The 18,615-nt window shown below is 70.1% G+C and carries 19 protein-coding genes; 10 read left to right on the plus strand and 9 right to left on the minus strand.

Annotation, left to right across the window (positions count from 1 at the left end; all coding sequences use genetic code 11):
• Window positions 1–68 precede the first annotated feature (68 nt).
• Window positions 69–740 carry a cholesterol catabolism transcriptional regulator KstR gene (gene kstR / locus DYE23_RS24800; protein WP_011892356.1) on the plus strand — a complete coding sequence of 224 codons (672 nt, stop codon included), beginning with the start codon at window positions 69–71 and terminating at the stop codon, window positions 738–740.
• A gap of 3 nt (window positions 741–743) precedes the next feature.
• Window positions 744–1,514, plus strand: a complete 771-nt coding sequence (gene otsB / locus DYE23_RS24805; protein ID WP_115328435.1) for a trehalose-phosphatase — start codon at window positions 744–746, stop codon at window positions 1,512–1,514.
• On the opposite strand, the gene DYE23_RS24810 is transcribed toward otsB, so the two are convergent.
• The 4 genes from DYE23_RS24810 to DYE23_RS24825 are packed head-to-tail and all read right to left on the minus strand — an operon-like array spanning window position 1,511 to window position 5,253.
• Window positions 1,511–2,608, minus strand: a complete 1,098-nt coding sequence (locus DYE23_RS24810) for an Rv3575c family transcriptional regulator (RefSeq protein ID WP_115328436.1) — start codon at window positions 2,606–2,608, stop codon at window positions 1,511–1,513. The genes otsB and DYE23_RS24810 overlap by 4 nt on opposite strands.
• 11 nt (window positions 2,609–2,619) lie before the next feature.
• The gene (locus tag DYE23_RS24815; protein WP_115328437.1) at window positions 2,620–3,495 is read right to left on the minus strand and encodes a metal ABC transporter permease; all 876 of its coding nucleotides are present in this window, start codon (window positions 3,493–3,495) and stop codon (window positions 2,620–2,622) included.
• Window positions 3,492–4,271, minus strand: a complete 780-nt coding sequence (locus tag DYE23_RS24820) for a metal ABC transporter ATP-binding protein (protein WP_011892352.1) — start codon at window positions 4,269–4,271, stop codon at window positions 3,492–3,494. The genes DYE23_RS24815 and DYE23_RS24820 overlap by 4 nt, the downstream gene beginning before the upstream one ends.
• Window positions 4,258–5,253 (minus strand): metal ABC transporter solute-binding protein, Zn/Mn family, encoded by a 996-nt coding sequence (locus tag DYE23_RS24825; RefSeq protein ID WP_115328438.1) that lies wholly within the window; start codon window positions 5,251–5,253, stop codon window positions 4,258–4,260. Before DYE23_RS24825 ends, DYE23_RS24820 begins: the two co-directional genes overlap by 14 nt.
• Window positions 5,254–5,354: 101 nt before the next feature.
• On the opposite strand from DYE23_RS24825, the gene DYE23_RS24830 reads away from it, so the two are divergent.
• Complete coding sequence (locus DYE23_RS24830; protein ID WP_011892350.1) at window positions 5,355–6,470, plus strand: GGDEF domain-containing protein; 1,116 nt, start codon at window positions 5,355–5,357, stop codon at window positions 6,468–6,470.
• 4 nt (window positions 6,471–6,474) lie between these two features.
• Here DYE23_RS24830 and DYE23_RS24835 read toward each other — a convergent pair whose 3' ends face one another.
• Window positions 6,475–7,323: a sulfurtransferase gene (locus DYE23_RS24835; protein ID WP_099962021.1), complete on the minus strand. Its 849-nt coding sequence runs from the start codon at window positions 7,321–7,323 to the stop codon at window positions 6,475–6,477.
• 29 nt (window positions 7,324–7,352) lie between these two features.
• Between DYE23_RS24835 and DYE23_RS24840 the strand changes: the two genes are divergently transcribed.
• The 4 genes from DYE23_RS24840 (at window position 7,353) to DYE23_RS24855 (ending at window position 11,566) form a co-directional block, all read left to right on the plus strand.
• A complete protein-coding gene (locus tag DYE23_RS24840; protein ID WP_011892348.1) occupies window positions 7,353–8,111 on the plus strand; it encodes a LamB/YcsF family protein in 759 nt (252 codons plus the stop codon).
• Window positions 8,112–8,210: 99 nt separating this feature from the next.
• Entirely contained in the window at window positions 8,211–9,413 is a 1,203-nt protein-coding gene (locus DYE23_RS24845; protein ID WP_011892347.1) for an MFS transporter, read from the plus strand.
• 9 nt (window positions 9,414–9,422) lie between these two features.
• A complete protein-coding gene (locus DYE23_RS24850) occupies window positions 9,423–10,340 on the plus strand; it encodes an MBL fold metallo-hydrolase (RefSeq protein WP_013472877.1) in 918 nt (305 codons plus the stop codon).
• Complete coding sequence (locus tag DYE23_RS24855; protein ID WP_115329095.1) at window positions 10,331–11,566, plus strand: SLC13 family permease; 1,236 nt, start codon at window positions 10,331–10,333, stop codon at window positions 11,564–11,566. The genes DYE23_RS24850 and DYE23_RS24855 overlap by 10 nt, the downstream gene beginning before the upstream one ends.
• Here the strand turns inward: DYE23_RS24855 and rlmB are convergent.
• From rlmB to carD, 4 genes are all read right to left on the minus strand, one after another.
• Complete coding sequence (gene rlmB, locus DYE23_RS24860; protein WP_011892344.1) at window positions 11,563–12,507, minus strand: 23S rRNA (guanosine(2251)-2'-O)-methyltransferase RlmB; 945 nt, start codon at window positions 12,505–12,507, stop codon at window positions 11,563–11,565. The genes DYE23_RS24855 and rlmB overlap by 4 nt on opposite strands.
• On the minus strand, window positions 12,508–13,911 hold the full coding sequence (gene cysS, locus DYE23_RS24865) for a cysteine--tRNA ligase (RefSeq protein ID WP_049794318.1): 1,404 nt from the start codon (window positions 13,909–13,911) through the stop codon (window positions 12,508–12,510). It lies immediately after the preceding gene.
• A gap of 72 nt (window positions 13,912–13,983) precedes the next feature.
• A complete protein-coding gene (gene ispF, locus DYE23_RS24870) occupies window positions 13,984–14,466 on the minus strand; it encodes a 2-C-methyl-D-erythritol 2,4-cyclodiphosphate synthase (RefSeq protein ID WP_013472879.1) in 483 nt (160 codons plus the stop codon).
• Between the two features lie 14 nt (window positions 14,467–14,480).
• Window positions 14,481–14,969, minus strand: coding sequence for an RNA polymerase-binding transcription factor CarD (gene carD, locus DYE23_RS24875; protein ID WP_011892341.1), 489 nt, complete (start codon window positions 14,967–14,969; stop codon window positions 14,481–14,483).
• Window positions 14,970–15,241: 272 nt separating this feature from the next.
• Between carD and DYE23_RS24880 the strand changes: the two genes are divergently transcribed.
• The 3 genes from DYE23_RS24880 (at window position 15,242) to disA (ending at window position 18,460) form a co-directional block, all read left to right on the plus strand.
• Window positions 15,242–15,832 (plus strand): copper chaperone PCu(A)C domain-containing protein, encoded by a 591-nt coding sequence (locus DYE23_RS24880; RefSeq protein WP_099962022.1) that lies wholly within the window; start codon window positions 15,242–15,244, stop codon window positions 15,830–15,832.
• 66 nt (window positions 15,833–15,898) lie between these two features.
• Window positions 15,899–17,302: a DNA repair protein RadA gene (gene radA, locus DYE23_RS24885; RefSeq protein WP_011892339.1), complete on the plus strand. Its 1,404-nt coding sequence runs from the start codon at window positions 15,899–15,901 to the stop codon at window positions 17,300–17,302.
• A 36-nt stretch (window positions 17,303–17,338) separates the two neighbouring features.
• Window positions 17,339–18,460 (plus strand): DNA integrity scanning diadenylate cyclase DisA, encoded by a 1,122-nt coding sequence (gene disA, locus DYE23_RS24890; RefSeq protein WP_115328439.1) that lies wholly within the window; start codon window positions 17,339–17,341, stop codon window positions 18,458–18,460.
• Window positions 18,461–18,615: the final 155 nt, after the last annotated feature.

Genomic DNA, 18,615 nt, shown 5'->3' on the forward strand with positions numbered 1-18,615 from the left:
TGAGAGATCCGTGGCCGACATGCGTATCGTTTTCACCGGAGAACGCCGACAAAGGAGCCACTGGTCGCATGTCTGGGTCGTCTGAGTCTGCTACCGCAGGATCCGATTCCCGCCCTCGCCAGGTCATGAACGTCGCGGTGCTGGCCGAATCCGAACTCGGCTCCGAAGCCCAGCGCGAACGCCGCAAACGCATCCTCGACGCCACCCTGGCGATCGCGTCCAAGGGTGGCTACGAAGCCGTTCAGATGCGCGCGGTGGCCGAGCGCGCCGACGTCGCGGTCGGCACGCTGTACCGGTACTTCCCGTCGAAAGTGCACCTGCTGGTCTCGGCCCTGGGCCGGGAGTTCGAACGGATCGACGCCAAAACCGACCGCGCCGCCCTGGCCGCCGGGGCCACCGCCTACCAGCGCCTCAACATCATGGTCGGAAAGCTCAACCGGGCGATGCAGCGCAACCCGCTGCTCACCGAGGCCATGACCCGCGCGTTCGTGTTCGCCGACGCGTCGGCCGCCGGCGAGGTGGACCACGTCGGGAAGCTCATGGACTCGATGTTCGCCCGGGCGATGAGCGACGGGGAACCCACCGAGGACCAGTACCACATCGCACGGGTCATCTCCGATGTGTGGCTGTCGAACCTGCTGGCCTGGCTCACCCGCCGCGCGTCGGCCACCGACGTCGCCAAGCGCCTCGACCTCGCGGTGCGCCTGCTCATCGGAGACGGCGACCAACCTAAGATCTAGGCCGTGAGCGCCCTGCTGCCCGAGCTCGAGTCCGCGCTCTCCGCCGCCGCGCGCACGCCTCGACTGCTCGTCGCCTCCGACTTCGACGGCACCCTCGCACCGATCGTCAACAACCCCGCCGATGCGCGTCCGCTCCCCGGGGCCGCCGAGGCGCTGATCACCCTCGCCACACTGCCGTCGACTGCCGCGGCGCTCATCTCCGGCCGGGCCCTGGCGACACTGCGCGAACTCTCGTCGATGCCCGACTCGGTGCACCTGGTGGGCAGCCACGGCGCAGAGTTCGAGTCCGGGTTCTCCCGCGACATCGACCGCGAACTCCTGCAGACGATCACCGACGGCCTCGACGCCATCGCCGCCGGCAGGCCGGGGGTCGCCGTCGAGACGAAACCCGCGTCCGTCGCGCTGCACGTCCGCAACGCGTCACCCGCCGACGGCGACGCCGCCCTGGCCGCCGCATGGGATGCGGCTCGCGACTGGGACGCCCACATCACGACCGGTAAGGCCGTCCTCGAGTTCGCCGTGATCAGCACCGACAAGGGCGAAGCGGTCGACATCCTGCGCGAGCGCCTCCAGGCCACGACAGTGGTGTTCCTCGGCGACGACGTCACCGACGAGAAAGCCTTTGTGCGCCTTGGTGAATCCGACGTCGGCGTGAAGGTGGGTCCCGGTGACACGGCGGCCGCCTACCGGGTCGAGTCCCCCGCCGACGTCGCGACGGCGCTGCGCCACCTCGTCGACACACGCGCGGCCCAGTCCCCGCAACCGGCGCCCTAGGCCGGCGGCCCCGACGTCCGTCCCCGGATCACCTCGGTATCGAGGACCTCGACCACCGGGAGACCGGATCGGGGCGGGTTGTGCAGCAGTTCGCCCGCGCGACGTCCCTTCTCGACACCGGGTTGCGCCACCGTGGTCAGTCCGCGCTGCCGCGCCTCCGGCACGCCGTCGAACCCGGTGACCGTCATCTGCCCCGGCACGTAGATGCCCTTCGCCCGCAGATGATCCATCGCCGAGAGCGCGAGCACGTCGGCGGTGCACATCAGCGCGGTGATCCGCGGATTGGCCTCCAGCGCGATGTCGGCGCCCGCCCCGCCGGACGTCGGTAGATGCTCGTAGCTCTCCACCAGGGTCAGCGACGCAGGATCCAGGCCCGCGGCCGTCATCGCGTCGTACACCCCGTGGATGCGCTCACACTGAACGTGGAAATGCGGCGCCCGGACCCGTTCCGGATCGGCCAAGGCGGGCCCGGGGCCGTGCGGCCAGTCCCTGCCCAGCCGCATCGTCAGCAGGCCGATCTCCCGGTGCCCGAGGTCTATGACATGCTCGGCAAGGCTGCGCATCGCCGCCCGGTCGTCGATACGCACCTGGGACGCGCCCGGCACATCCCGGGGCTGGTCCACCACCACGACCGGCAGGTGACGCTCCATCACCGCCGGGAGATACGGGTCGTCATCGCTCGCCGAGTACACCACGAAGCCGTCCACCCCGGCGGCCAGCACCGCCGCCGAGCCCTCGGCGACGCTGCGGTTGGGCCCGACCGCGACCAGCAGCAGCCCCTGCCCCACCGCCTCACACGATTCGGCAAGTCCGGCAACGAAATCGAGCGCGGCGGGGTCGCTGAACGAATAGTTCAACGGTTCGGTGATCACCAGCCCGACCGCACCGGCCCGACGGGTGCGCAACGAGCGGGCCACCGGATCCGGGCCCGGGTATCCGAGGCGCTTGGCCGTGGAGAGCACCCGCTCGCGCAGCTCCGCCGACAGCTGGTCGGGCCGGTTGTAGGCGTTGGAGACCGTGGTCCGCGAAACCTTCAGCTCGGCGGCCAGAGAAGCCAGGGTCGCGCGCCGCCTGGGCGTCGGACTCCTGGACATGCATCCGGAGATTAGCCGATGGGCTGCGCGACGGCCTCTTTCCTGCCCCGGCGCGGCATCCGCGAACCGCCCCAGACCACCAACCACACCGCGCACGCGATCGTGACGATCACGAAGCTGGGCGGAAGGTTGAACATCGCCGAGAGCACCAGCCCCGCCCACACCGAGACCAGCCCGATCGCCGCCGACAACCCCATCGCCAGCACGGGCCGCGCCGTCAGCATCAGCGCCGTCGCGGCGGGTGTCACGACGAGCGCGAACAACAGCAGCGTGCCGACCGCCTGCACCGCCATCGTCACGGTCAGGCCCAGCAACACCATGAACGCGACCGACAGGCCGCGCACCGGAACACCTTTGGCCTCGGCCACCCTGCTGTTGACCGAGGTGAACAGCAGCGGACGGAAGATGAACGCCATGCCGGCCGCGGTCAACAGCAGCAGCGCGAAGAACGACAGCAGCTGTTGCCCGCTGATCGCCAGCAGGTTGCCGAACAACACGTTGGTCAGCGTCGAGGAGTTCTTGGTGGCCAGCGAATTGAAGAACAACCCGAGCCCCGTCGCGAACGCGAGCACGGTTCCGGTGGCGACCTCGCGATCGGCGGCCCGCTTTCCGAGCGCGCCGATCACCAGCGCCCCGCCCACACAGAACACCCCCAGGCCGACGGCGGCGGGCACGCCGATCAGCACCGCCCCCGTGGCCCCGGGCAGCCCGATGTGGGCCAGCGCGTGAGCGGCGAACGAGGAGTGGCGAACCACGATGAAGTAGCCCATCAACCCGGCGGCGAGCGCGACGATCGTGCCGCCCAGCCACGCGTTGCGCATGAACGACGACCCGACGATGTCCACCCAATTCTGCTGGTAGCCCACCGCGAGAACCGTCTGTGTCATCCTCCGCTCCGCATGTAGAGCTCGCCCTGAAGGGTGTGTGCCACCTGGATCCTCGTCCCGTACATGTGCGTGAGCAGCGCGGAGTCGACGACCTTGTCGAGCGCGGCGTGGTGGGCGTGCCCGTCGAGCAGGTAGATCGCGCTGTCGAGGACGCCCAGCAGCGGGTTCAGGTCGTGGGCGACGACCAGCACGGTGACGCCCAGTTCCCGCTTGAGCCGGCCCAGCACCGCGACGATCTCGTGCTGGTTGCGCACGTCCAGCGACGCCAGCGGCTCGTCGAGGATCAGCATCTTCGGCTGCGCGACCAGCGCCCCGGCCAGCGCGATCCGTTGCCGTTGGCCGCCGGACAGGTCCGAGAGCCGCCGATCGGCGATGCCGACGGCGTCGACCCAGCCGAGCGCCTCCTCGACGCGTGCGCGGTCGGCCGCGCTGGTGCGGCCGAACCCCCACCGCCGTCCCGTCAGGCCCAGCAGCACCGCATCGCGGGCGCGGATCGCCTCGTTGGCGTTCGCATCGTAATTCTGTGGCACATAGCCGATCTCGTCGTTCTGCGTGCCCGGGGCGCGGCCGAAGACCCGGACGGATCCCGACGCGGGCCCGAGCAGGCCCAGGATCACCTGCAGCAGCGTCGTCTTGCCCGAGCCGTTGGGTCCGATGACCGCGACGAACCGGCCGGCCTCGACGTCGAACGTCGACTCCGACCAGATGATCCGACCGCCGCGCTCGGCGCTGACGTCGGTGAACGACAGCGCCGTCGCCGGCTCAGGTGCCGACACCGAGGGCCTCGGCCAGGGAGTCCAGTTGCGCCACCTGCCAATCCTGGAACGAGCCGGCGTCGGACGGCAACGTTTCGGTGACCTCGACGACCGGGACTCCCGACTGCTCGGCCGCGCGCCGGATCTGCTCGGGCACCGAACCCTCGGTCTGCGTGTTGTAGACGAGGACGTCGACGCCCCGCTCGGAGAGCAGGTTCAGGAACGCGTCGAGGTCGGCGGGCGAGGGCTCGCTGTGGTTGGCGGCGGCGACCTGAAAGCCCGGCGGGGTCCGGTTGGTCAGGCCCAGCGCTGCGGCCATGTCGTCGAACGCGCCTTCGGCGGCGGCGTACGTCTTGCCGGTCGCCCCGGCGCGGATCGCGGCGACGGTGTCCTCGTAGGGCTTCATCGATTCGACGAAGGCGCGGTGCCGGTCGGCGAAATAGCCTGCGGCGTCGGCGGAGAGGGCCGTCAGCTCTGCGGTGACGGCGTCGACGACCTCGGTGACCGCCGACGGCCGGTACCAGACGTGCGGGTTGCCCTCGTCGGCGTGATCGTGGCCCTCGTGATCGTGGCCCTCGTGGCCGTGGTCCTCATGGCCGGAATGTCCGGTGCTGAGAGCGACGGCGTCGATGAGGTGCGCGTCCGGCGCCGAGGTCTGGGCCAGCTTGGTCGCCCATTCGTCATAGTGGCCGCCGTTGACGACGACGAGCTGCGCACCCTCGAACGCGACGGCGTCGGACGGCGCGGGTTCGAAGTCGTGCGGGTCGACCGAGGAGCCGGCCACCACGGTGGTCACCCGGGTGCAGGCGCCACCGAGTTGCGACACGATGTCGCCCCACTGGTCGACGCTGACCACCACGTCCACCGGCGTGGCCGGGCAGTCGCCCGCCGACGCTTCGTCGCCGGCCCCGGTGCTCTCGGAACCACCGCAGGCGGTCAGTACGAGGGCGGCCGAGGCCGCGATACCGGCCAGCGCCCGTCCCCGACGAGTGGATCGCAACATGGCGCATACGATAACCGTTTTCATTACCAATTGCACTTTGGGTATAGCGACGTACCGCACACTCCCGGTCGACTACGGTGAGCCCCGGGGGGAAGGACGGCGTGATCAGTTCCAGCACTTCGAAACGGCGCCGGCTACGTCCGGCGGCCAACCGATGGTGGAATCAGCCCGACCAATTCGATTGGCTCTCCGGCTATCTGCACGCCCGTGGACTCGCTCCTGCGACCCGCCGACTCATGGCCGTCATCTCCTCGGCGCTCGTGCTCATGGCTTTCGGCGTGCTGGGTTCCCGCGATGAGCACCCCGTTCTGACCTACACCGTCGCCGCCGCCGCGGCGATCGCCGGCATCGGGTACGGGACGTTGTGGTTGCGGCGCTGGCCCACCCGACGGCAGTCGCTGATGATGGGCATGGTCGGCGGGTCGATGATCGCCGTGGGATCCGGGATGCAGACCGAGCCCGTCGTCGCGTTGATGGGCTGCACCGGCCTCGTCGTGACCGGGGGGTACCTGGCGTTCTTCCACAACACCAAGGCCGTGCTGTTCAACTTCGCGGTCGCCGCCACCGTCGGCACCTATTGCGCGCTGCGGGTCTTCGAGACCTACGACGACCGGGCGAGCGCCCTGGCCGGGCTGTGGCTGATCATCGAGCTGAACCTCGCCGTCCCGCTGGCCATCCAGACGGTGGTGCGCACGATGGGCGCCGACGTGGTGCGTTCCGACCACGACGCGCTGACCGGTCTGCTCAACCGCCGAGGCTTCTACGAACGGGCATCGTCACTGCTGACGTCACCGGCCGCGGACTCGGACCTGATCGTCGTGATGATCGACCTCGACGCCTTCAAACGGCTCAACGACACCTACGGCCACCTCGCCGGCGACCAGGCGCTCGCCGCCGTGGGGTGGGCGCTGCGCAAGGCCAGCCCCGGATCCGCGGTGATAGGCCGGACCGGCGGCGAGGAGTTCCTGCTGATCGACATCCTGCCGGTCGCCCAGGCCGAGGCCCTGCCCGACGAACTCTGCGCGGCCATCGCGGCGCTGCCGCATCCCGTCACCGCCAGCGTCGGTGCGGCCGTCGTGCGGGGACTGCCACAGTCCGACGCCCCCGCGGTCATCGAGGCCCTCACCCGCACCGCCGACGCGACGATGTATGAGGCCAAGCGGTCCGGCGGGAACCAGGCTCTGATCCGTCGCGTCTCGCCGCTGTTCCAGAACTGACGTGTCAGTGTCCGGTCGCCACCGGCCGGGACGGATCTGCCGACCACTGCGACCACGATCCCGGGAACAGCCGTGCCGGCACCCCGGTGGCCATCAGCGCGGCGACCGTTACCGCCGCCGTCACCCCCGACCCGCAGTACACCCCGACCGCCGAATCGGCGTCGGCGCCCACCCGCTCGGCGAACGCGACCAGTTCCTCCGTCGGCAGCAGCACACCGTCGCCGTCCAGCACCCCCGTGCTGGGCGCGTTCGTCGCCCCCGGGATGTGCCCGGCCACCGGGTCGACCGGTTCGGTGTCGCCGCGGAACCGTTCGGGCGCCCGTGCATCGAGGAGCAGCCCGTCGAACTCCGCCACCTCGTCGACGGTCAGCGTGGGCAGAGCGCCCCGGTAGAGGTCCGCACACCTGACCACCACATCGCCGGGCGGCCTGCTCACCTCTCCCGCCTCCAGGTCCCCTCCGGCCGCGGCCCACGCCGCCAGACCGCCGTCGAGGATGCGGACGTCCTCGATACCGGCCGCCCTCAGCACCCACCAGGCGCGCGCCGATCCGGCCCGGTTCCAGTCGTCGTAGACCACCGTCGGTACGCCTTCGCGCAGTCCCCAGCGGCGTGCCGCCGCCTGCAGCGCGACACCCGACGGCAGTGGGTGCCGGCCCCGGTCCGGGACGCTGTGGTCGGACAACTCGTCATCGAGGGAGACGTACACCGCGCCGGGCACATGCCCCTGCGCGTAGGCCTGCCGGCCGTCCGGCGCGTCGAGTCGCCAGCGCACGTCGAGCACGCTGACCGGCCGGTCCTCGGCGATCATCCGGGACAGGTCGGTTGCGGTGACGAAGACGTCGGCTCGGGACACGTCGTCATGGTCGCACTAGTCTGAGTTTCGTGAGCTCCGTCGACCTCAACGCCGACCTCGGCGAGGGGTTCGGCGTGTGGGCGCTCGGCGACGACGACGCCATGCTCGACATCGTCACCTCGGCCAACGTCGCCTGCGGCTTCCATGCCGGGGACCCCGCCACCCTGCGCAGGGTCTGCGAAGCCGCGGCGGCGCGCGGCGTCCGGATCGGCGCGCAGGTCAGCTACCGCGACCTCGCCGGTTTCGGCCGCCGGTTCATCGATGTGAGCAGCGAGGACCTGATCGCCGACGTGATGTACCAGATCGGCGCACTCTCGGCGCTGGCGGCGGCCGCGGGCTCCTCGGTGTCCTACGTGAAACCGCACGGAGCGCTGTACAACGCCGTCGTCACCAACCGGCTGCAGGCCCACGCGCTCGCCGCTGCCGTGCACGCCGTCGACCCGGCGCTGCCGGTGCTGGGCCTGGCGGGTTCGGTGTTCTTCGGCGCCGCAGAGGAACTGGGCTTGCGCACCGTCCCCGAGGCGTTCGCCGATCGCGCGTACCGGCCCGACGGCCGGCTGGTCTCCCGGCGCGAGCGCAACTCCGTGCTGCACGACGTCGACGAGATCGCCGAACGGGTCATCTCGATGGTGAGCCGGGGCCGGGTTCACGCCGTGGACGGCTCCACGATCCCGATCACGGTCGAGTCCGTGTGCGTGCACGGAGATTCCCCCGGCGCGGTGCAGATCGCCACCGCGGTGCGGAAGCGGCTGGTCGCCGAAGGTGTGACGCTGGCCTCGTTCAGCTAGGGAATACCGTTGCGCGCGGGAATAAGCCGTGTCCGGCGCGGTTTGCACTGACTCGAGCCCGAGCCACCCGAGCCCGCATCCCTACGGAGGTACCACGCGATGGTCGCGATCGACCGGTCGATCGGCGAGACACAGCGGTGGGCCTATCCCCTGCTGCTGGTGCTCAGCGGCGTCGCCCTCGGAGTATCCGGGCTGCCCGCTCCGCTGTACGGCATCTACGAGACGAACTGGCATCTGTCGCCGCTGGCCACCACGATCGTCTTCGCCGTCTACGCCGTCGCCGCACTCGCCGCGGTCCTGGTCTCGGGCAGGATCTCCGACGTCGTGGGACGCAAACCGGTGCTCCTCGGTGCGCTGGTCGCGCTGCTGATCGGACTCGGCGTGTTCCTGATCGCCGACAGCATGGCGATGCTGCTGCTCGCCCGCGCCATCCACGGCGTGGCGGTCGGCTCCATCGTGGTCGCCGGCGCGGCCGCCCTGCTCGACCTGCGCCCCGATCACGGCGTGCGCGTCGGCCAGCTCAGCGGCGTCGCGTTCAACATCGGGATGACCATCGCGATCTTCGGCTCCGCGCTGCTGGCCCAGTACGCCCCGCACCCGCTGCGCACCCCGTATGCCGTCGTCGCGGTGATCTGCCTGATCGTCGGCGTCGGCGTCCTCGCGCTGCGCGAGCCGCACACCGCACGCACCCGCGGCCCGATCCGGATCGCGCGGCCGGCCGTGCCCGCCGAGATCCGCGCCGACTTCTGGTTCTCGGCGCTCGGCGCGATGGCGTCGTGGTCGGTTCTCGGCGTGCTGCTGTCGCTGTATCCGTCGCTGGCCGCGCACCACACCCACATCGACAACCTGGTCTTCGGCGGCGCCGTGGTCGCCACCACCGCGTTCGCCGCGGCGCTGGCGCAGCTGGCGGCCACCCGGGTGCCGGCCCGCTATGCCGCGATCATCGGCGACGCGGGCATGGCCGCCGCGCTGCTGCTGACGATTCCGGTCCTGCTGACCCACCAGTGGCAGCTCGTCTTCGTTGCCGCGGCGCTGCTGGGTGCGACGTTCGGGCTGGGCTTCGGAGGCTCCCTGCGGCACCTGTCCAACGTGGTGCCGCCGGCCCGGCGCGGCGAGACGATGTCGGCGTTCTACCTGCTGGCGTACTCCGCGATGGCGGTGCCCACGCTGGTCGCGGGCTGGGCGGCCACCCGGTGGGAGCTCGCCTCGGTGTTCCCGTGGTTCGCGGGCATCGTGTCGGCGGCGTGCCTCGGCGCCGCCGTCGCCGGTCTGCGCAGCATCAGGGTCGCCCGCGCCGCTTAGGGTGTCGCCATGCGCTGCAAGCCGGGGCGGCCCGATCTGGACGCGTACGCGACGTACTTCGACCTCCCGGCGGCCACCCCCGCCTCCCCGGTCACGGTGTCGTGGGCGGGCGTCACCACACTGCTGATCAACGACGGCACGTCGGCGCTGATGACCGACGGCTTCTTCTCGCGACCGGGCCTCCTGCGCGTGGCGACGCGCCGCCCCCTCGCCTCGTCGGACTCCCGCATCGATGCCGCGCTGCAGCGGCTCGGCGTGACCCGTCTGGACGGCGTGACCCCGGTGCACACCCACTTCGACCACGCGATGGACTCGGCCGCCGTGGCCGGGCGTACCGGCGCCCGGCTCATCGGCGGGTCCTCGGCCGCTCACATCGGCCGTGGGCACGGACTGGACCGGGTCGAGGTCGTGACCTCCGGTGACGCGACCGCCGTGGGCGCTTTCGACGTCACCCTGATCGAGAGTCACCACTGCCCGCCCGACCGGTTCCCCGGCGCCATCACCGCACCGGTTGCTCCCCGGGCGCCCGTGTCTGCCTACCGCTGCGGTGAGGCATGGTCGACGCTGGTGCGCCACCGCGGCACCGGGCGCGGTCTGCTGATCGTTGGCAGCGCCGGATTTGTGCCCGGCGCACTGGCCGGCCGGCACGCCGACGTCGTGTACCTCGGCGTCGGGCAGCTCGGACTACAGCCGCACGACTACCTGGCCGCCTACTGGACGGAGACGGTACGCACGGTCGGTGCGCGCCGGGTGGTCCTGATCCACTGGGACGACTTCTTCCGGCCGCTGGACAAACCACTGCGCGCGTTGCCGTTCGTCGCCGACAACCTCGACGTGTCGATGCGGATCCTCGCCAGACTGGCCCGCGAGGACGGCGTCGACCTGCACCTGCCCACGCTGTGGGAACGCGCGGACCCGTGGCGCTGACCCTGTCGGTCGCCGCGCTGGCCGCGGTCCTCGCGTGCGCGCTGCTGCGCCCGCGACTGCAGGCGATCGTCGCCGGCCTCGCGGCGGCACTGGTCATCGTCGCGAGTGCGACGACGTGGCGGGCCGCCGTCGGTGAGATCTCCGAACTCGCCCCGGTGGTCGCGTTCCTGGCCGCCGTCCTGGTGCTGGCCCGGCTGTGCGACGACGAGGGACTGTTCCGCGCCGCCGGGACGCTGATGGCGCGGGCCACCTCGGGCGGTCAGAGTCGGCTCCTCACCACGGTTTTCGCGATATCGGCGGCGGTGACCGCGATCCTGAGCCTGGACGCCACGGTCATCCTGCTGACTCCCGTCGTGCTCGCCACCGCACGCGCCCTGGCGGTGCCCGCCCGTCCCCACGCGTACGCGACCGCACATCTGGCCAACAGCGCGTCGCTGCTGCTGCCCGTGTCGAACCTGACGAACCTGCTGGCATTCAGCGCCGCGGGACTGTCGTTCCTGCACTTCGCGGCAGCGATGACACTGCCCTGGATCGCCGCTATCGTCGTCGAATTCCTGCTCCTGCGTTGGCTATTCGCCAAGGACCTGGCCACTGAGCCTCAGCGCGCCGTGTCGGTCGAACCGCTCGACGTCCCGAAGTTCACCCTTGCCGTCGTCGTGCTGACGCTGGCCGGATTCGCCGTGACCTCGCTGCTCGGCTTCTCTCCGGCCTGGGCCGCGCTGGCCGGCGCTCTCGTCCTGGGCGTCCGCGCGCTCGCCGACCGGCGCACGACGATGAGCAGAATCGTTGTCTCCCTCGATATCCCGTTCCTGATCTTCGTGCTCTGCCTGGGCGTCGTGGTCGACGCCGTCATGCGCAACGGCCTCGAATCGGCCATGCAGCAGGTGATCCCCGACGGACACGGCCTGCTCGCCCTGCTCGGGATCGCCGCGGTCGCCGCGCTGCTGTCCAACGTCGTCAACAACCTGCCCGCCGTGCTGGTGCTGCTTCCGCTGGTGGCGGGGTCCGGACCCGCCGCGGTCCTCGCGGTGCTCATCGGGGTCAACATCGGCCCCAACCTGACCTACGTCGGATCCCTGGCCAACCTGTTGTGGCGCAGTGTCGTCCGGCGGGACGTGAAGGCGGGCTTCGGGGAGTTCAGCCGTATCGGGGTGGTGACGACCCCGCTGGTTCTCGTCGCCGCCGTACTGGGATTGTGGACCTATGTCCGCCTGATCGGGCTCTAACTGAGCCGCCGCTGCCGGGCGATCTCTGCGAGCACGACACCGGCGGCGACCGACGCATTCAGGGATTCGGTGGGACCCGCCATCGGGATCGACACGATGCGGTCGCAGTTCTCCCGCACCAGTCGCGACAGTCCCTTGCCCTCCGACCCGACCACGACGATCGTCGGTGTCAGACCGTCGATCTCGTCGATCGTCGTGTCACCCCCGGCATCGAGGCCGACGACCTGCAGGCCCGCGTCGGCGTACTGCTTGAGGGTCCGGTTGAGATTCGTCGCCCTGGCGACCGGCGTCCTGGCCGCCGCGCCCGCACTGGTGCGCCACGCGACAGCGGTGACCGAGGCCGACCGGCGCTGGGGCAGCACGACGCCGTGCCCGCCGAACGCCGCGACGGAGCGGACGATCGCACCCAGGTTGCGCGGATCGGAGATGTTGTCCAGCGCCACCAGAAGAGCCGGGGCCGCATCGGATTTCGCATCGCGGAGCAAGTCGTCGGGGTGTGCGTACGCATACGGCGGGACCTGCAGCGCGATGCCCTGATGCAGACCGTTGGCCGCCATCCGGTCCAGATCGTGGCGCTGCACCTCCAGGATCGAGATGCCCCTGTCCGCGGCCATCTGCACCGACTCGGTGAGCCGCTCGTCGGCATCGGTTCCGAGGGCCACGTAGAGCGCCGTCGCCGGCACACCCGCGCGCAGGCACTCCACCACCGGGTTACGCCCGAGAACGATCTCGGTGTCGTCGGTCTTCTTGTGCCTGCCCTGTGCCTGCCGGGCGGCCTTGGCCGCACGCTTGCCGGCCGGATGATGCGGACGTTCGTGGGCGGGGGGCGTCGCACCGCGCCCCTCCAGGCCACGACGGCGCACGCCGCCGGATCCGACCTGCGGACCCTTCTTCGTACCGGCCTTGCGCACCGCGCCGCGGCGCTGCGAGTTTCCCGCCATCTACTTGTCCGTCCCGTCCAGGAGTGACCACTGGGGACCGTCGCCGGTGTCGGTCACCTCGATACCCGCCTCTTTCAGGCGGTCGCGAATGGCGTCGGCCTCGGCCCAGTCGCGCCGGGCCCTGGCGTCTTCGCGCCGACGGACCTCCGCATGAACCAGGACGTCGACCGCGGCGAGCGCCGCCGACGTCTCGTCTCGCGACTCCCACCGCTCGTCGAGCGGGTCGGCGCCCAGGATGCCCATCATCGCGCGGATCGACATGGCGTGGGTCAGCGCGGCGTCGTGGTCGCCGGCGTCGAGTGCCCGGTTGCCCTCCGCCCGCGCGGCGTGCACCTCGGCCAGCGCAGCCGGCACCGCGAGGTCGTCGTCGAGCGCCGCGCCGAACTTCGGCGTCCACTCCCCCGGAACCACCGCACCGACCCGCACCCGTACGCGGTGCAGGAAGTCCTCGACGCCGCTGTAGGCCCTCGCCGCGTCCTGCAGCGCGTTCTCGGAGAACTCCAGCATCGAGCGGTAATGCGCGCTGCCCAGGTAGTACCGCAGCTCGGCGGCCCGAACCCGTTGCAGCACAGCGGGAATCGCCAGCACGTTGCCCAGCGACTTGCTCATCTTCTCGCCGCCCATGGTGACCCAGCCGTTGTGCAGCCAGAACCGGGCGAAGCCGTCGCCGGCGGCTTCGGCCTGCGCGATCTCGTTCTCGTGGTGCGGGAACACCAGATCCATTCCGCCGGCGTGGATGTCGAACTCCGCCCCCAGATACGCCTCGCACATCGCGACGCACTCGGTGTGCCATCCGGGCCGGCCCCGACCCCACGGCGTCGGCCAGGACGGCTCACCGGGCTTGGCGCCCTTCCACAACGTGAAGTCGCGCTGATCGCGCTTGCCGGTCGCGACACCCTCACCCTGGTGGACGTCGTCGATCCGATGCCCCGAGAGCTTGCCGTAGTCGGGCAGCGTGGAGACGCTGAAGTAGACGTCCCCGTTGCCTTCCTGATCGGCACAGTAGGCGTGCCCGCGCTCGATGAGCCGGTCGATCAGCTCGACCATCTGGGTGATGTGGCCGGTGGCGCGGGGTTCGGCGGACGGCGGTAGCACGCCCAGAGCGTCGTAGGCGGCGGTGAACGCGCGCTCATAGGTCGCCGCCCACTCCCACCACGGCCTGCCGGCGTCAGCGGCCTTGATCAGGATCTTGTCGTCGATGTCGGTCACGTTGCGGATGAACGCGACGTCGAACCCCTTGGCGGTCAACCACCGGCGCAACACGTCGAACGCGACACCGCTGCGGACGTGCCCGATATGGGGCAGACCCTGCACGGTGGCCCCGCAGAGGTAGATGGAGACATGGCCGGGCCGCAGCGGCGCGAAATCGCGCACGCCACCAGACAACGTGTCATAGAGCCGCATGCCGGCTGCGGGGCGATCGGTCACGACGGGCCAGCTTACCGGCCGGAACGGTCCGGACCCTCATCGCCGATTTCAGACGTCTGCCGGGGCGAGCACCAGGGCAGTCGCAATGGCCGCCAGACCCTCACCACGACCCGTCAGGCCCAGCCCGTCGGTCGTGGTGGCCGACACCGACACCGGCGCGTCCAGTAGCTCTGAGAGAATTCGCTGCGCCTCGGCGCGGCGGGGCCCGATCTTGGGGCGGTTGCCGATCACCTGCACGGCGGCGTTACCGACTTGGAATCCCTGCTCGACCAGCAGCGTGTGCACGTGGCGCAGCATGTCTGCGCCGCTGACATCCCGCCACTGCGGCAGACCGGTGCCGAAGACCTCGCCGATGTCGCCCATGCCCGCTGCGGACAGCAGCGCGTCGCAGAGGGCATGGGCGGCGACGTCACCATCGGAATGTCCTGCACAGCCGTCGCCCTCATCGAACAACAGGCACAGCAGCCGACACGGACGTCCGGCTTCTATCGGATGTACGTCGGTACCGAGACCGACGCGGAACGTCGACAAATTTCGAGCCGCTCTCAGGAAGCGGCGGCCAGAACCTCGTCCAGGATCGTCGAGGCCTTGGCGTCATCGGTGTTCTCGGCGAGTGCGAGCTCACCCACGAGGATCTGCCGGGCCTTGGCGAGCATGCGCTTCTCGCCTGCCGACAGGCCACGCTCCTGATCGCGACGCCACAGGTCGCGAACGACCTCGGCGACCTTGTTCACGTCGCCGGAAGCCAGCTTCTCCAGATTTGCCTTGTACCGACGCGACCAGTTGGTCGGCTCCTCGGTATGCGGTGCCCGCAGCACCTGGAAGACCTTGTCGAGGCCCTCCTGCCCGACGACATCGCGCACGCCCACGTATTCGGCGTTGTCTGCGGGTACTCGAACCGTGAGATCGCCCTGTGCGACCTTGAGAACGAGATACTCCTTCTGCTCGCCCTTGATGGTCCGGGTTTCGATCGCTTCGATTAACGCAGCACCGTGGTGTGGATAGACAACGGTGTCTCCGACCTTAAAAATCATCAGTTTCGAGCCCCTTTCACCCCTCGATGTTAACACGGGCCGCTACCGGGTGCGGATCAACGATGCAGGTCAGGGGCACAGTCTGGGAACACTAGGGGTTGACACACCAGCGAATCCGTGCTTCGCAGGGGCCTTCGGGATGCGGTTTCCGGGTCCGTCCGCCCCTCCGCTACCGCGCGCTTTCGTCACCTACTACTCTGCATAGTCGAACCGCCGGCACCGATTCGGAACCGGCACGCCACGTCGCTTTGTCGGCCGAGCAGGAGGCCCCAGTGAACCCCTTCAAACGGCGCTCATCTGTCGTCGCCGCCATCTCGACCTGCGGACTGGCCGCGTCGGTCCTGCTCGGTGCGTGCAGCGCCGGCCAGGTGTCGCAGACGGCCACGCAGGAACCCGCCATCAACGGCACCAGCGGCCTCGCCGGCGCGATCGCGTTGCGCAACGTCCACCTGGCCGCGACGCAGACCACCGACTACATCCAGCCCGGCACCGAGGTCGACCTGATCTTCGTCGCGGCGAACACCTCTGCCGACGTGGCGGACAAGCTCACCGGCATCACGTCCGACGTCGGCGAGGTGACGCTGACCGGAGCCGGCGACGTGCCGGTCAACGGAGTCCTGGTGGTCGGCACTCCCGATGGGCAGGAGACCGCGCTGTCGTCCATCGAGGCGGCCGACTCGGCCGAGGCCAAGGTCGAGCTCAGCAAGCCGATCACCAACGGCCTCACCTACGACTTCACGTTCTCGTTCGAGAAGGCCGGCGAGGTGACCGTGGCCGTGCCGATCTCGGCAGGTGAGGCGCCTCGTCGTGACGACCCCGCCGCCGGCGGCCGGTCGGCCGGCCACTCCGGGGGCGGGCACTAGCACCCTCCCGGCGACACGGCCCCGGATCGCCGGGGTTCTGTCGGTGCGGGCGGCTACGGTCAGCCCGTGGCCCGGACAAATTCGAAAGTACGTTCGCAATACCGCTGTTCGGAGTGTCACCACACGACGGCCAAATGGGTGGGCCGCTGTTCTGACTGCGGCACCTGGGGAACCGTTGACGAAGTCGCGCTGACCGCGGTCGGCGGGGCGACGCGACGTGCGGTGGCCCCGGCGTCGCCGGCCGTACCGATCAGCTCGATCGATCCGGGGACGACCCGGCACTTCCACACCGGCATCAGCGAGCTGGACCGGGTGCTCGGCGGCGGCCTGGTCCCGGGTTCGGTCACGCTGCTGGCCGGCGATCCCGGCGTCGGCAAGTCCACGCTGCTCCTGGAGGTCGCTCACCGGTGGGCGTCGACGGGCAGACGGGCCCTGTACCTGTCCGGCGAGGAGTCCGCCGGCCAGATCCGGCTGCGCGCCGAACGCACGGGCTGCAGCCACGACGAGGTCTATCTGGCCGCCGAGTCCGACCTGCAGACCGCACTCGGCCACATCGACGCCGTCAGGCCCAGCCTCGTGGTCGTGGACTCGGTGCAGACCATGTCGACAACCGAGGCCGACGGGGTGACCGGAGGGGTCACGCAGGTCCGCGCGGTGACCACCGCGCTGACGATGACCGCGAAGACCACCGGGGTGGCGATGCTGCTCGTCGGCCATGTGACCAAGGACGGCGCGATCGCGGGCCCGCGCTCCCTGGAACATCTCGTCGATGTCGTGCTGCACTTCGAAGGCGACCGCGCGTCGGCGCTGCGCATGGTGCGGGGCGTCAAGAACCGGTTCGGCGCCGCCGATGAGGTCGGCTGTTTCCTGTTGCACGACAACGGAATCGAGTGTGTATCCGACCCGTCCGGGCTGTTCCTGGACCAGCGCCCCAAGGCGGTGTCTGGTACCGCGGTGACCGTCACCCTAGACGGCAAGAGGCCCATGATCGGCGAGGTGCAGGCACTCATCGGCGCATCCGCGAGCGGCAGCCCACGGCGGGCCGTCAGCGGCATCGATTCCTCCCGCGCGGCGATGATCACCGCCGTGCTGGAGAAGCGGGCCCGGCTGCCCGTCGGCACCAACGACATCTACCTGTCCACCGTCGGCGGCATGCGGCTGACGGACTCGTCCTCGGATCTCGCGGTCGCGCTCGCGATCGCGTCCGCCTACACCGATCTGGCGCTGCCCACGACCGCGATCGCGATCGGCGAGGTCGGACTGGCCGGCGATCTGCGCCGCGTGACCGGAATGGACAAACGGCTCGCCGAGGCCGCCCGGCTGGGGTTCACCGTCGCGGTGGTGCCGTCGGGGGCGGTCGGCGCGCACGCCGGACTCAAGGTCCTGCAGGCCGACAACATCGGCTCGGCATTGCAGGTGCTGCGGCGGATCAGCCAGAATGACGCGAGCCAGGGCAGAGCCGACGACTGATCACGGAGTGAGCGTCATGAGGATCGTGAGGTCGCAGTGGCCGTGAAGTCGTCGGCAGGCAGGTCCACGCGCACCGTCGTCCCGATGACCCGTCCCACGCTGCGGGAGACCATCGCCCGGCTCGCACCGGGAACACCGCTTCGCGACGGGCTGGAGCGGATCCTGCGCGGCCGCACGGGCGCACTGATCGTGATCGGCTACGACGACAGCGTCGAGACCATCTGCGACGGTGGCTTCTCGCTCGACGTGCGGTACGCGCCGACCCGGCTGCGGGAGCTGTCGAAGATGGACGGCGCGGTCGTGCTCTCCAGCGACGGCAGCCGCATCCTGCGGGCGAACGTCCAGCTCGTCCCCGACCCGTCGATCCCGACCGAGGAGTCCGGCACCCGGCACCGCTCGGCCGAACGCACGGCGATCCAGACGGGTTACCCGGTGATCTCGGTCAGCCACTCGATGAGCATCGTGACCGTGTACGTGGCAGGCGAACGGCACGTGGTGCCCGAGTCGGCGACGATCCTGTCGCGCGCCAACCAGACCATCGACACCCTGGAGCGGTACAAGACGCGTCTCGAAGAGGTCAGCAGGCAGCTGTCGACCGCCGAGATCGAAGACTTCGTGACGCTGCGCGACGTGATGACGGTGGTGCAGCGCCTGGAGATGGTGCGCCGCATCAGCCTGGAGCTCGACTCCGACGTGGTGGAGCTGGGCACCGACGGCAGGCAGCTCAAACTCCAGCTCGACGAACTCGTGGGCGACAACGACGTCGATCGCGAGCTGATCGTGCGTGACTATCACGCCAACCCCGACCCGCCGACGTCCGCGCAGGTGACCGCGACGCTCGAAGAGCTCGACAGCCTTTCGGACAGCGAACTGCTGGACTTCACCACGCTGGCACGGGTTTTCGGGTATCCGTCGACGGCCGAGGCCCAGGATTCGGCGATGAGCTCCCGTGGGTACCGCGCGATGGCCGGCATTCCGCGACTGCAGTTCGCCCACGTCGACCTGCTCGTCCGCAACTTCGGCTCACTACAGGGTCTGCTGGCCGCCAGTGCCAGCGACCTTCAGTCGGTCGACGGCATCGGATCCATGTGGGCCCGCCACATCAGGGAGGGCCTGTCCCAGCTCGCCGAGTCGACGATCGCCGACCGGCTCGCCTAACTGGCTGTAGGTCGTGTCAAGGCTTTGGATGGGCATGCTGGATCGACATCCCGTTCGGGATGCATTGAGGTGGCTGCTGCGGTGACCAGGGGGTCTGAACGCGGCGGGTGCCTGGCGCCCACGTTGACGTATGCGACCTCGTGTGGGGTCATCTG

The organism is Mycolicibacterium gilvum (assembly GCF_900454025.1).
Taxonomy (GTDB): Bacteria; Actinomycetota; Actinomycetes; order Mycobacteriales; family Mycobacteriaceae; genus Mycobacterium; species Mycobacterium gilvum.

Coding starts and splice junctions, on each gene's coding strand:
- DYE23_RS24825 (WP_115328438.1), bottom strand. CDS start 5,253: ATGTTGCGATCCACTCGTCGGGGACGGGCGCTGGCCGGTATCGCGGCC.
- DYE23_RS24850 (WP_013472877.1), top strand. CDS start 9,423: ATGCGCTGCAAGCCGGGGCGGCCCGATCTGGACGCGTACGCGACGTAC.
- DYE23_RS24845 (WP_011892347.1), top strand. CDS start 8,211: ATGGTCGCGATCGACCGGTCGATCGGCGAGACACAGCGGTGGGCCTAT.
- rlmB (WP_011892344.1), bottom strand. CDS start 12,507: ATGGCGGGAAACTCGCAGCGCCGCGGCGCGGTGCGCAAGGCCGGTACG.
- kstR (WP_011892356.1), top strand. CDS start 69: ATGTCTGGGTCGTCTGAGTCTGCTACCGCAGGATCCGATTCCCGCCCT.
- carD (WP_011892341.1), bottom strand. CDS start 14,969: ATGATTTTTAAGGTCGGAGACACCGTTGTCTATCCACACCACGGTGCT.
- cysS (WP_049794318.1), bottom strand. CDS start 13,911: ATGCGGCTCTATGACACGTTGTCTGGTGGCGTGCGCGATTTCGCGCCG.
- DYE23_RS24815 (WP_115328437.1), bottom strand. CDS start 3,495: ATGACACAGACGGTTCTCGCGGTGGGCTACCAGCAGAATTGGGTGGAC.
- DYE23_RS24810 (WP_115328436.1), bottom strand. CDS start 2,608: ATGTCCAGGAGTCCGACGCCCAGGCGGCGCGCGACCCTGGCTTCTCTG.